General features: G+C 33.6%; 10 protein-coding genes and 2 tRNA genes. 2 read left to right on the top strand and 10 right to left on the bottom strand.

Features of this window, described 5'->3' with window-relative positions; translation table 11 throughout:
- Positions 1–2: 2 nt before the first annotated feature.
- The 7 genes from HX049_RS05095 to HX049_RS05065 form a co-directional block, all read right to left on the bottom strand.
- Positions 3–77: transfer RNA gene (locus tag HX049_RS05095), tRNA-Val, on the bottom strand.
- Between the two features lie 42 nt (positions 78–119).
- Positions 120–197: transfer RNA gene (locus tag HX049_RS05090), tRNA-Val, on the bottom strand.
- 92 nt (positions 198–289) lie between these two features.
- Positions 290–1507, bottom strand: coding sequence for a bifunctional folylpolyglutamate synthase/dihydrofolate synthase (locus HX049_RS05085; RefSeq protein ID WP_286414514.1), 1218 nt, complete (start codon positions 1505–1507; stop codon positions 290–292).
- Between the two features lie 16 nt (positions 1508–1523).
- Entirely contained in the window at positions 1524–2339 is an 816-nt protein-coding gene (locus HX049_RS05080) for an energy transducer TonB (RefSeq protein WP_286414513.1), read from the bottom strand.
- Between the two features lie 2 nt (positions 2340–2341).
- Positions 2342–2737, bottom strand: coding sequence for an ExbD/TolR family protein (locus tag HX049_RS05075; RefSeq protein ID WP_025124722.1), 396 nt, complete (start codon positions 2735–2737; stop codon positions 2342–2344).
- The gene (locus HX049_RS05070; protein WP_286414511.1) at positions 2737–3456 is read right to left on the bottom strand and encodes a MotA/TolQ/ExbB proton channel family protein; all 720 of its coding nucleotides are present in this window, start codon (positions 3454–3456) and stop codon (positions 2737–2739) included. The genes HX049_RS05075 and HX049_RS05070 overlap by 1 nt, the downstream gene beginning before the upstream one ends.
- Positions 3457–3802: 346 nt before the next feature.
- Positions 3803–4891, bottom strand: coding sequence for an anhydro-N-acetylmuramic acid kinase (locus HX049_RS05065; protein WP_286414509.1), 1089 nt, complete (start codon positions 4889–4891; stop codon positions 3803–3805).
- A 234-nt stretch (positions 4892–5125) separates the two neighbouring features.
- On the opposite strand from HX049_RS05065, the gene HX049_RS05060 reads away from it, so the two are divergent.
- The gene (locus HX049_RS05060) at positions 5126–6265 is read left to right on the top strand and encodes an acyl-CoA dehydrogenase (protein WP_006258677.1); all 1140 of its coding nucleotides are present in this window, start codon (positions 5126–5128) and stop codon (positions 6263–6265) included.
- 407 nt (positions 6266–6672) lie between these two features.
- Positions 6673–9129 carry a hybrid sensor histidine kinase/response regulator gene (locus HX049_RS05055; RefSeq protein ID WP_286414508.1) on the top strand — a complete coding sequence of 819 codons (2457 nt, stop codon included), beginning with the start codon at positions 6673–6675 and terminating at the stop codon, positions 9127–9129.
- 62 nt (positions 9130–9191) lie between these two features.
- Here the strand turns inward: HX049_RS05055 and fabV are convergent, their stop codons facing one another.
- From fabV to HX049_RS05040, 3 genes are all read right to left on the bottom strand, one after another.
- The gene (fabV, locus tag HX049_RS05050) at positions 9192–10385 is read right to left on the bottom strand and encodes an enoyl-ACP reductase FabV (RefSeq protein WP_286414507.1); all 1194 of its coding nucleotides are present in this window, start codon (positions 10383–10385) and stop codon (positions 9192–9194) included.
- A gap of 176 nt (positions 10386–10561) precedes the next feature.
- Positions 10562–12616, bottom strand: a complete 2055-nt coding sequence (locus HX049_RS05045) for an OmpA family protein (RefSeq protein WP_286414505.1) — start codon at positions 12614–12616, stop codon at positions 10562–10564.
- Between the two features lie 313 nt (positions 12617–12929).
- Positions 12930–13862 carry a PorP/SprF family type IX secretion system membrane protein gene (locus tag HX049_RS05040; RefSeq protein ID WP_286414504.1) on the bottom strand — a complete coding sequence of 311 codons (933 nt, stop codon included), beginning with the start codon at positions 13860–13862 and terminating at the stop codon, positions 12930–12932.
- Between the last annotated feature and the right edge of the window lie 10 nt (positions 13863–13872).

Raw genomic sequence — 13872 nt, 5'->3', positions numbered from 1 at the left:
TGTGGGCGATGAGGGATTCGAACCCCCGACCCCCTCGGTGTAAACGAGGTGCTCTGAACCAACTGAGCTAATCGCCCAAAGTATTTAAACAATTTTGGATAAAAACAATATTTTGAAAATGGTGGGCGATGAGGGATTCGAACCCCCGACCCCCTCGGTGTAAACGAGGTGCTCTGAACCAACTGAGCTAATCGCCCATTTCCTTTTTAAGAACGTGTAACCGTTTGTTGATTACGGGTGCAAATATACGACTGTGATTTTACTTTGCAAGCTTTTTTGAATATTTTTTTTATAAAATTTCAGCTACTACAAATGTGCTCCCGCCTATATATATCAAGTCCTCAGCACCTGCTACCTCCTTAGCTTTCATGTAAGCATTTGGTATTGAACTACAAACCTCTCCCATTAAACCAAACTCACTTGCCTTAGCAGCTAAAATCTCAGGTTCTAACCCGCGTAAATTATCTGGCTTAGCAAAAAAATATTTTGCCTCTTTTGGTAATAAAGGAAGGATAGAGTCTAAATCTTTATCATTCACAACACCAAAAACGATATACAAATCGCGATAATTTTCGTGTTTTAACTGATTCATCACGATAGTTAGCCCATGAGAATTGTGTGCAGTATCTGTAATTGTCTTCGGATGCTCACCTAAGACTTGCCATCTACCTAATAATTTTGTGTTCTCTACTACATGAAGAAGCCCTTCTGTCTCGGCTTTTTCTGTTATTTCGAATGTTTTTCTTAGTAATTCTATCGCTTGTCTTACAGTGCGGATATTAGATTTCTGATAATCTCCTTTTAGATCTGAAACTAATGTGTTATCTATATAGGTATCTTGAGCAAAATAGATATCTGCAGACATCTCTTTTGCCTTATTTATAAATACAGGTTGTGTATGCTCATTATATTCTCCTATCACTACAGGCACACCCTTCTTTATAATACCTGCTTTCTCACCTGCGATAGCCTCTAGTGTATCTCCTAAAAATGCTGTGTGATCCTTACCTATATTAGTAATAACAGAAATCAATGGGTGTATAACATTAGTCGCATCTAGACGACCTCCCATGCCCACTTCGATTACAGCTACGTCTACCTGTTCCTGTTTAAAGTATTCAAAGCACATGCCTACTGTCATCTCAAAAAAGCTCAAAGAGTTCTCTTCAAAAAAAGGCTTGTTACGTCCGATAAAGTCGATCACAAAAGATTCTGATATCTCAACACCATTAATCTTGATACGCTCTCTGAAGTCCTTTAGGTGTGGAGAGGTATATAACCCTACCTTATAACCTGCTTCTTGTAGAATAGAAGCGATCATTGAAGAGGTAGACCCCTTTCCATTAGTCCCTGCTATATGTATCGTCTTCAGACTATCCTGAGGATTTCCTAAATGATTAATTAGTTTTATTGTATTGGATAAATCTGCTTTATAAGCTATTGCCCCTTTTTGTTGATACATAGGCAATTGATTAAACATCCATTCTAAGGTTTCTTGATAATTCATATTCAAAAAAATAGGACTATTGTCCTACTTTAAAATTAATAACTATAAATCCGACTTGAATATTCGGTGCGTTGTCATCTGCTTTCCATCTAAATGTCTTCGCAGTAGCAATAGCTGCATCTGTAAGACATTTAGCAGAGTTAGTTGTCCCTTTAGTGTGTTGTGCAGATACGACCTTTCCACTCTTATCTACTCTTATCTCCACTACTACTGTTCCTACCTCATTACATTCAGGTACTACTTGTCCTCTATTGGCTAATGCACGCCCGTTCAGTCCCCAGCTAGTACCGTTACCACTGCCATTCCCCTTACCGCTACCATAAGTAGAGTTAGAGTACATATCTCCATCTAGCTTTCCTTGATCTCCACCTTTAGTAGAGTTTCCTTGACCTTCAGACTTTTCTCCTGTGGTCTTTGGTCCATTAATAAGACTTGCCAAAGCATCTGTTGTACTCTGACTTGGTTTTGGGTCAGGTTTAGGTTTGACAACTTCTCTCTTAGGTTCTTCCTTTGCCTTAGGTTTATCCTCCGTTTTCTTTACCACAGGAACATCTACCTTATTTTGAGTAACAACAGGCTCGGCCGTTGTCTCCACAGGTGTAGCTACTTCAGGCTCTGGTTCCATAGCGATAGGTTCTGTCGGTTGCACCTCTCCTTTCCCTACTTCGCTATTTCCAAAGTTAATAGCAATCTCCCCACCTAATAAATAAGGTTCTTCTTCCTGAACAGGAGTTATTATTTTATAAAAGAAAAACAACAAAAAAAGAAGTACAAAAACTGTGGAAGTAATTGCAAAAGCCTTTTTTTCACTTTCTGTTTGTAATATCTTCATACCTACTTTGGTTCCACTGCTAATACAATCTTATAATTATTGCGATACGCAATATCCATCACAAATACTGCATCCTCTACAGGTACACCTTTAGCGACATGCAATACTACATTAGGATTTTCTATTGTATTTAATTTATTTTTCAGTCCCTCTTCTAGTTCTTCAGGCATTACTTTTAGCTCATTGATATAATAGTTAGACTGATCATCTACACTCACAGCTACAGTCTCTACTACATCAGCCTTACCATCAGAATTAGGAAGTATTAAATCTAGTGCATTAGTACTCGTCATCGTAGTAATAGCCACCATAAAAAATATAAGCAATAAGAATACGATGTCTGTCATAGACGACATATTAAACTCTGCGGATACTTTATTTCTACCTCTTATATTCATTATGCAGGATCATTTAATAGGTCTAAAAACTCTACTGCATTTGCCTCTAACTGATGTACAATCTTATCTATCTTACTCACTAAGTGATTATACCCAACATACGATACAATACCTACGATCAACCCAAATACTGTAGTCATCATCGCAGTATAAATTCCTTCTGATAACACACTCATATCTATACGAGCAGAGCTAGCTGCAGACATCTCATGGAATGCCATCACCATCCCTACTACAGTTCCTAAGAATCCTGTCATTGGTCCTGCTCCAGATAATGTTGCTAATAGATTAATGTTCTTCTCCATCTTGTACACTTCTAACTTCCCTGCATTCTCTATCGCAATGTTAATATCCTGAAGAGGCTTCCCTATTCTAGATATCCCTTTTCCGATTAGGTGAGATACAGGAGTATCAGTGTTTGCACATAGAAGTTTAGCTTGATCTATCTTTCCTTGAGATAAGAACATTTTTATCTGAGCCATAAAGTTATCATCTATTTTAGATGCATTTTTAATAGCAAAGAAACGCTCTAAATATAGGTAAAGAGCCAAGAATAGCATGACAAAAATAATAATCATAATAGCCTGCCCTATCGGTCCACCGCTAAAGATAATTTCGCTAAGAGCTAATTCTTTTTTAACGGCTGCTTCTCCAGCTTCTGCTGCATTAGCTAATTTCTGTGCTACTGCTGTTGTATCCACTTGTAAGAAATGAAACATAAATAATCTGAGTTTTAAAATTTTAAAAGTCTTTTTCTGTTGTTCTATATTGTGCAAAATCGATATAGATTATTCTCATTCTATATTCTCATTTACTTCATGATAACGAAAAAAAATGAGATTTAATATTCAAAATATCAAAAAAAGTGAGATTTTGTCTTTATAATTATTTGCCATTATAGTTCAAAATGAGTTCAAAGATAAAATGTTTTGTATGTATAATGATACATAAACGCTATATTCTTTATATAACATTTATGCTAGTCATTGTACTAGCTAGTTCGCCTACTAATTAATGCACTCGTATACAATACAATGCAAACATAGTCTTCATCTTCTGAATAAGCTAATCTATCTGTGTGTATACCTCGTGAATTCTACCTGAGCTATGATCATACTTAGCACCAGTAACACTAGCTAATACATTCACTTCATCTCTCAATTTTAGCACTCCTAGTAAGCCAAATATTATAGCTTCTTTATAGTCAATCACTTCATCAGAAGGTCTTTCAAACAGAATACCTTTTGCGTGTGCTTTAATTCGACTAACTAAGTAATCATTTTTAGCACCACCTCCTGTTACTAACACACGCTGTCCTTCTTTGACACCAATCCCTGCTGCTATTTGAGTAGCAATATGCTCTACTAGCGTAGCTAAATAGTCTTCTACAGATAAAGTGTACTTATTAAGGATAGGTTTTACATACGCATTTAAGAACTCTATCCCTAATGATTTAGGGGCAGATTGTTTATAAAAATCAAGTGCATTTAATTCTCTTAGGAGATCTTCGTTTACCTTTCCTTTAGAGGCAAGTATTCCTTTATCGTCATACTCCAAGCCAAGTTTAGCTACCTGTTCGTTAAGCAATGTATTCACTGCGCTAATATCATACGCTAATCTATAATTAAGCCTTCCTTCAAAAGAGATATTAGCAAATCCTCCAAGATTAAGACAAGCTTCATACTCACTAAATAACAAGCGATCTCCTATAGGTACTAAAGGTGCGCCCTGTCCTCCTAAAAGAACATCTTGTACTCTAAAGTCACATATTACCTTCTGCTGTATTAAGTCAGCTAGTATAGGCATATTCCCTATCTGTAAGGTATAGCCTAGCTCAGGCTTATGAAAAATAGTATGACCATGTGAGCACACTGCATCTATATTGTCTATTGTTTTATCTTTAATGAATTGATTAATAACGGAGGCTAAATAGGTCGTATAACGTACATCTAATATCTCTATTTGCTCACTATCTAAATCCATTGCATTCATTAACTGTTCTTTCCATTGAGCATTATAACTTACTGTATCAGTACAGTGAACCTCAAAGCTCCACTTACCACTTTCATAATTAAAAGTGATATAAGCCAGGTCTATTCCATCTAATGAAGTACCTGACATAACTCCGATGATATTATATTGGTATTTATTCATAGTATAAAGATTGGTTTTTTACTATAATCTACAAAAGTTTAAATACAATATTCATTACATTATTCAATTATAAATACATGTTTTTTAAAATAACAAACATTGTTTCGTCCAAAAATAAATTATAATCATTTTATGCATCAAATTTAAACAGAATCTAAATTGAATAATTGTTTTAAATCAATTATATTTGAGAGCTACAAAAATTAGAACAACTAAAAAATTAAGAGACTATAAATGGATTTTAAATTTACAGAAGAGCAATTGATGATTCAGCAAGCTGCTCGCGACTTTGCTCAAACAGAATTATTACCAGGTGTAATTGAAAGAGATGAACATTCTAAATTCCCAACAGAACAAGTTAAAAAACTTGGTGAATTAGGATTCTTAGGAATGATGGTAGATCCTAAATACGGAGGTAGCGGTCTAGACAGCGTATCTTATGTATTAGCTATGGAAGAAATTGCAAAAGTAGATGCTTCTGCCGCTGTAGTTATGTCAGTAAATAACTCATTAGTATGTGCTGGTTTAGAAAAATATGCTAGTGAAGAACAAAAACAAAAATATCTAGTACCTCTAGCTTCAGGACAAGTAATCGGTGCATTCTGTTTATCAGAGCCAGAAGCAGGTTCAGATGCTACATCTCAAAAAACTACTGCAGTAGATATGGGAGATCACTATGTACTAAACGGTACTAAAAACTGGATCACGAATGGTAGTACAGCTGACTACTATATCGTAATCGCTCAAACAGATGTGGAGAAAAAACACAAAGGAATCAATGCATTCATCGTTGAAAAAGGATGGGCTGGTTTTGAAATCGGAGCTAAAGAACAAAAAATGGGAATCAGAGGGTCTGATACACATTCATTAATGTTTACAGATGTAAAAGTTCCTAAAGAAAATAGAATCGGAGAAGACGGATTCGGATTTGCATTCGCAATGAATGTATTAAACGGAGGACGTATCGGTATCGCTTCTCAAGCTTTAGGTATCGCTCAAGGTGCTTACGAATTAGCATTAAAGTATTCTAAAGAGCGTAAAGCTTTTGGTACTGAAATTATCAACCACCAAGCGGTCGCGTTTAAATTAGCTGATATGGCTACTCAAATCACTGCTGCTAGAATGCTTTGCTTCAAAGCTGCTGCTGAGAAAGATGCAGGTCAAGATATCTCATTATCTGGTGCTATGGCTAAGCTATTCGCTTCTAAAACTGCAATGGATACAACTATCGAAGCTGTACAAATCCACGGAGGTAATGGATATGTAAGAGAATACCATGTAGAAAGAATGATGCGTGATGCTAAGATTACTCAAATCTATGAAGGTACTTCTGAGATTCAAAAAATCGTTATTTCTAGAGCTATTGCTAAATAAGTAATATATTCTATCCTAAAATAGAAGCTCCTTTATTATTAAATAAAGGAGCTTTTTTTATATCTACTTAAACAGGTACACACCTAAAAAAACAAAGAGGACAACCTTATTTAGATCCCCTCTCTGCATTTTTTAATAAACGTATTAAACATTGATTCGTGAGAATTTTCTTTTCTCTTTTTCATATAATTTAATCTGTACGATTCTAACTAAAAGGCAATAAACATCGCTAATCGCCTAAACCAAAAATACAAACAAAAAGTTAAATAAAAAATAAAAAACATCATTAGTAATAAAAAACATACAATAAAACAAAAACAGTTAAAAACAATCCGTAGAAAAGACTATTATTTTTAACACAATCATTGAACACTCTTTTGTAATTTTACACCAAACTTTATCTATACATGAAGCCACCTAAATCTATAAAAGCTAAGATTCTTTTCCTATACTTTACGCTATTTGCAGCTGCATTATTCTCTGGGGCGTATATTTATAAAGAAGCTAAAAAATTTACTATTCCTGAGGAGCATGTAATCGAAGAAAATAATAAAATTTTCTTAGTCACTAGTGCTATCAATAACCTATACAGTAGTGAAGCTTATAGCAGAACAGCGATATTAAGTGGAGATAGTAAAGATATCAAACTCTACTATAAAGAGCTCGATACCATCGTGAAGCAAATTAACTTGGTACAAACACATGTACAAGATCCTATTACGGTAGTAAAGCTTGATTCTGTTAAAGACTTACTCTCTCGTAAAAAAGTGAGTTTTGAAAACATTATCAAAGCTAGAAAAGATCTTTCTGCAGAAAATAAATACACTGAGGCATTCTCTGAAATCTACAACATCCGTGAAGAAATCGAGAAAAACATACAACCCATCGTTATTCAAAGTAAAGAAAAGGAAAAAAGAAGTGGTTGGGCAAGGTTATTCAAAGGAGATCATACAGACACTATTAAAACAACTATTAACTATCCAAGCATCTCTGATTCTATTATCAATGCAATGGAGCGTATTCTTATTGCTACACAAGAGAAAATTAATGATAAACAAAACAACTTACTCAACCAAGAGCAACGTTTATTAAAAGAAAATAAAATTATCACTGATCAGCTAAGAGGCATTCTGCAAAATGTAGAACAAAATATACTTACATTGTCTTATCAAAAGATCAATGAATCTAAATCTAGAATTAGTGCTGCGTCAACAAATATCGCTTATATAGGCGGAACAGCTCTAATCGTTGTATTAATACTGGGCTGGATTATTATTAGAGATATCAATCAAACCCAAGAATATAGAAATGCATTAGAGAAATTAAATAAAGAGAATGAAGTACTATTACGCAGTAAGTCTATGCTACTAGCTACAGTGACACATGATTTACAGACTCCGCTTGGGGGGCTTATCGGATTTACTGATCTATTAGACCAGACAAACCTGGATAATAAACAACAAAAGTATGTTAACAACATTAAATCTTCTTCTAAGTATATCACGAATCTAGTCAACGACTTAACGGATTTCTCTAGATTAGAAAACAATAAAATAAGTATTCAACAGAAAACATTCAATCCTAAAGAATTAGTGGATAACACTTGTAATATATTAGTGCCTAATGCTGAAAATAAGAACATTAAACTAAATTGGGAAATTGAAGAAAACTTAAATAGTAATTTTGTATCAGATCCTCATCGCATAAAACAAATACTAACAAACTTAGTCACTAACGCAATTAAATTTACGCAAGAAGGAGGGGTTAATGTTAGGGTTACTAAAGAAAAAGAGAATATCGTATTTAAAGTTTCGGATTCTGGAATAGGAATAGCGGCTAATCAAACTAAAAACATCTTTAACGAATTTCAACAAGCTCATGATGGAATAGAAAAGAAATTTGGTGGAACTGGATTAGGTCTTAATATTTCAAAAAGGATGATTGAATTATTAGGAGGAACTATCTATGTAGAAAGTGTATTAAATGAAGGATCAACTTTCACCTTTACAATACCTATTATAGAAGCTGAAGAAGATACAAATATCACTGTACATTCAAATGATCTACAAACCGTATTTCGTTCATTAAATAACATAAACATTGTAGTGATTGATGATGATAAAGTACAGTTACAACTAATGGAGGAGATTCTTTCTCCACTATTTAATAAAGTGACTATAACTTTCGATCCTACATCGATAGAAGCTATTTTAAAAGAAGATCACTACGATGTGATACTAAGTGATATACAGATGCCTAAAATGGATGGATTTGAGCTTATAAATTATTTAAAAAAGAATTCTGATTTTAAGACTATTCCTGTTATAGCGTTATCAGGTAAAAGAGATATTACTATGGAGGAGTTTTCACAAGCTGGTTTTGCTTCTGCACATCCAAAACCCTTACAGCTTACAGAGTTGTTAATTCTCATCTCTAACATCCTTAATCTTGAGTATCAATTAAACAGTTCTAGAACTAAAGAAAATAACAATGAAGGCTCTAATAGCCAAACAACAGTTAGCACTACTTATAATACGAATACGCTAAAACAATTTATTGGAGACGATTTTAATGCTTTAAGAAATCTACTTGTCATCTTTATAGAAAGTACAGAAGAGAACCTACTAGACATGCATTATGCAGAAGAAGATTTTGACTTAGAACAAATCGGAAATATAGCTCATAAGATGTTACCTATGTTCAGACAACTCGAAATCACATCTATTATACCACTTCTAGAAGTACTAGAAGACAAAACAATAACCTTCGAAACTCAAATTGAACTAAGAAATTACATTGAGGTATTAGAAGATAAAATAAACTTAATTCTTACTCAGATAAAACAAAATCACTTGGAAGAATAACCAATAAAAAAGCCCTTTAATAATCATATTAAAGGGCTTTATATATATAACAATATTGTTTCTTATTTCAAGCTAGCAACTGTTGTTAACTCATCTGATTCTAATGTATAATCAATTGAATCAAACTCAAATCCAAACAGATTGAAAAAGTCTTTTCTATATCCAGCCAAATCAGAAATAGCTTCAATGTTATCTGAAGTTACTTCTTCCCATAACTTAGCTACAGCTGACTGTACATCTTCTCTCATCTCCCAATCATCAACACGGATACGTCCTTCTGCATCTAATGCTAAATTACCTCCGTATAAACGATCAGCAAATAAGCGCTGCATTTGCTCAATACATCCTTCATGAATGTTTTTCTCTTTCATTACTTTGTACAACAAAGAAATATATAAAGGAACAACTGGAATAGCTGAACTTGATTGAGTAACTAAAGCTTTATTAACAGAAACATAAGATACACCATTAATATCCTTTAGCAAATCATTAATTACTGGAACTGTAGCCTCTAAATCATTCTTAGCCATACCTATAGTACCATTTCTGTAAATAGGATAAGTTAATTCTGGTCCTATATAAGAATAAGCTACCGTTTTAGCACCATCAGCTAAAACACCTGCTGCTTTTAGATCTTCCATCCAAAACTTCCAATCTTCTCCTCCCATTACGGCAATAGTGTTATCAATGTCACTTTGTTCCTTTACAGGATCAATACTGATATTAGACACAACACCTGTATGGAAGTCAACTGTTTTATTAGTAAAAGGTTCTCCGATAGGTTTTAATACTGAAGCATAAGCCACACCAGTCTTTGGATGAGTTCTACGTGGCGAAGCTAAACTGTAAACAACTAAATCTACTTGACCTAAGTCTTTTTTAATTAGCTCTATAGTTTCTTTCTTAATTTCGTCAGAAAAAGCATCTCCATTAATACTCTTTGCATAAATACCAGCATTCTTAGCTTGCTCTTCAAAAGCTGCAGAATTATACCATCCTGCTGTACCTGGTCTATCTTCTGTACCTGGTTTCTCAAAGAACACACCAATTGTAGCTGCATTAGAACCAAAAGCAGCAGAAATGCGTGAAGCTAATCCAAATCCTGTAGAAGCTCCAATCACTAATACCTTTTTAGGTCCGTTTACTATTTGTCCTTTAGACTTAACATACTCGATTTGCGTTTTTACATTCTCTGCACATCCTTCTGGATGAGAAGTTAAGCAAATAAATCCTCTAGTTCTAGGTTGTATAATCATTATAAATCTTTTTCTACTTAATTGAATTTAAACCAAGTTGCAAATTACGCATTTTATCAGAACAATGCATATTTATTATTATAAAATAATAAAGGAGAGAAGTTACTTACTTATTATACTTAATCTCGATTTAATACATAAAAAAAGGTTGGATATACTCCAACCTTTTTTATTTCTTATAAGTCAATGATTATGAACTCACTTCTTCTATTTTCTTGGTGTTCTCTTTCACTACAAGGAACATTGTTTTTACAACGATTTATAATTCCTTTTTCACCATAACCTACACCTCTTAATCTCAATCTATTCACACCTTGGCGTACTAACCAATCTACTGTTTGATCAGCGCGGCGCTCAGATAACCTTAAGTTATACTCATCAGGACCAACACTAGAAGTATAAGAACGAACTTCTAATTTCAACGAAGGATTAGTCATCATGATAGAAGACACTTTAGACAATTCTAATTGTGCATCACTTCTAATAACAGAACTATCATTGTTGAAGTATATTGGTGCCAAATCAGTAAGTTTACCTAAATCATCTCCAATTCTTGGGTTACCTCTATTCTTTCCCCTAGGCTCTCCATAGTAATCTTCATCATACTCTTCTTCGTCATCATATGTTGGGTAATTTCTAGAAGAGAAAGGCTTACTTCTTTCTAATTCAAAGTCAACTTCTATAGAATCATCTTTATTAACATCTTCTACAGATACTTCTTCTGACTTATATCCTTTAGCTTTAACCGCTACATAATAATCTCTATTAACCTTAACATCTTTGAATGAATACTCTCCGCGTTTATCAACTTCGATTTCTTCAATCATTCTGTGTTTACTATCGTACAAGAATACAAAAGCATCTAATATCGGACGTTTAGTCGTTTTATCAGTTACTCTACCTCTAATTTCTTGAGAAATATTCAACTCAGTTCCTTCTTTCATTCTCACAAAGTAAAGATCATCTTTTCCATTACCATTTGGTCTGTTCGAAGTAATGAATCCAAATTTAGCTTCAGGATCTAAATACATTGCAAAATCATCATAAGGACTATTGATAGAGTTTCCTAAATTTACAACTTCTCCAAAAGATCCATCGTCATAAATCTGTACTCCATATAAATCTAATCCTCCTAAACCAGGGTGTCCATCAGATGCAAAATACAATACATTATCTGTACTAACGAAAGGAAAACTCTCTCTTCCTTCTGTATTAATCTTATTTCCTAAATTCTCAGGAGTTCCTAAAGTACCGTCTCTAAATAATCTTACACGGTATAAATCTGATTGTCCATAACCTCCTGGTCTATCTGAAGAAAAGTATAACCAATCTTGGTCAGGGCTAAGTGCTGGAGAAGCAGTATTGGCATTATCTAAGTTAATACTTAATTTTTCAACATCTCCCCATAAACCATTACCAAAAGAATACGCTCTATATAAGCTAACTAGTAAAGTTCCATCTGAATAACGAACATTCTTATCTTCTCTATTGTTACTTGAAAAGTACATTGTTCTTGAATCAGCTGTAAAGATTGCATTCGCCTCATTAAAATTACCATCAATCTTTTTTGCAAAAGGCTTTACTTCACCAATATTTCCATCGATACGCACAGGCGCTGAATACAATTTTGTATAAGGATCGTTTGTCCAACTATGTTTTCCTTTTTGTTTTCCTTTTTTATTTACGGAAGAAGCATATACGATTTCTCCTTTGTATAAAGCAGCTCCGTATTCTGAACCTGCAGTATTTACATTACCTAATAATTTTACTCTATATCCGTCGCTATTAGTATTAACTTCTTCTAAGTAATTTGGATCACTTAAATATTTCTTAACTCTTCCATCTTCTGGCGCCTTATCAGCTAACAAATCCATTTTAGCATTTGCTAAAACATAATCTCCTGTCGTTCTGATTGTTTGTACATATTCATAAAAAGCATTGATATCAGTAATATCTTCAGGAACCTTAACATACTCAAACAAAACACTATACCAACGATTCGCCTCCAAATACATTCCATTTTCATAATATGCTTTTGAAAGATTTGATATAATCTCGTTATCTTTATTTCCTTTGGAAAGTAGCTTTTCATAGGTCTTGATATCCTCGACATAAGCCATTTTCTCTTTTAATGAATTTGTTTTCTTTACATAAGAATTTTGTGCTATCCCAAATGTAGAAAGCATCCCAAATAGAGTTATTATCCCTATCTTATAAATATTTTTTTTCATAATATTAAATGTACTTTTCTCCTTTCGACTGTCCTTTATATGCCTTTAAAGATATTTCACTATAAAAACACAAAAAAATAAAACATTTAAAATTAAATAAAATTATGAATTCCACTTGTTTATTTATTATAACTACAATGCTAATTATATCCCTTAAAAACAAATAACACTTAATTGTGTATAAGTATGTGTTTTTTTACAACAAGAAAATTTAAATACTACCTAACAACATTTATTTCCTTATAAGCTTCCTGTGAAATTTTATCTTTTTTCTCTTTTACTTAAAACAAGACAGCTCTAGTATTATAAACTCTTAGAAGAAACGAGCTGTACTAACTTTGTTATATTTATTAAACATGTCGAATCTCAAGAATATCTCATGTGACCCTGAATTATATTTAGATAGCTTAGATGTATCTGCATCATATGAATATCCGATAAACAATCCATCATTTACCTGGAATCCTGCCAATGCACTAACTGATGAATCCCATCTATAAGCTGCTCCAATAGTAAACTTATTTACTATCAAGAAGTTTGCAGTCAAATCTACTTGCATAGGCGCTCCTTCTACGGTCTTTAATAAAAAGGCTGGCTTAAACTTCAAACTTGGATTTAACTCAAACACATATCCTCCCATTAAGTAGAAATGCATCTTCTGACGCATCAGTTCCTTACTTTCATTCTTTGAGCGATCAGTTGTCAAAAAATTAGGTACAGATACGCCTAAATAAGATTTGTCTGAATATAAATACAATCCTGCTCCAATATTTGGATTAAACTTATTATTGATATTCTCCAAAAACATAGGGTCATTCGGATCATAAATATCTAGCTTAGTATAATCTACATCTAAGATATTAGCTGTAGCCTTTAATCCAAATGCCAACTTATAAGTATCATTTAAATCTACTGCATAAGCTAAGTTTAACGAGAAGTTATTCTCTGACATAGCTCCGATTCGATCATTCGTATAGTTTAATCCTCCTGATAATCCATTATCTCCTAAAGGGGTGTCAATAGAGATGTTAGCTGTCTGTGGAGCTCCATCTAATCCTACCCACTGGGTGCGATACATACCGAATACATTTAACACGCCTCGAGAGCCTGTATAAGCAGGGTTGATATTAGATGTATTATACATATAATGCGTGTACTGTGGATCTTGCTGTCCATATACTGCTGATGAACCTAACATCATCAACGAGAATAACGCTCCTAGTTGTATACCTTTTCTTATTTTCATTGCAATCTTT

This window comes from Myroides odoratimimus (assembly GCF_030326305.1).
In the GTDB taxonomy this organism is placed as follows: domain Bacteria; phylum Bacteroidota; class Bacteroidia; order Flavobacteriales; family Flavobacteriaceae; genus Flavobacterium; species Flavobacterium odoratimimum_A.
Note: the sequence above shows the minus strand (reverse complement) of the source record. Positions and strands in the feature narration are given on the sequence as shown.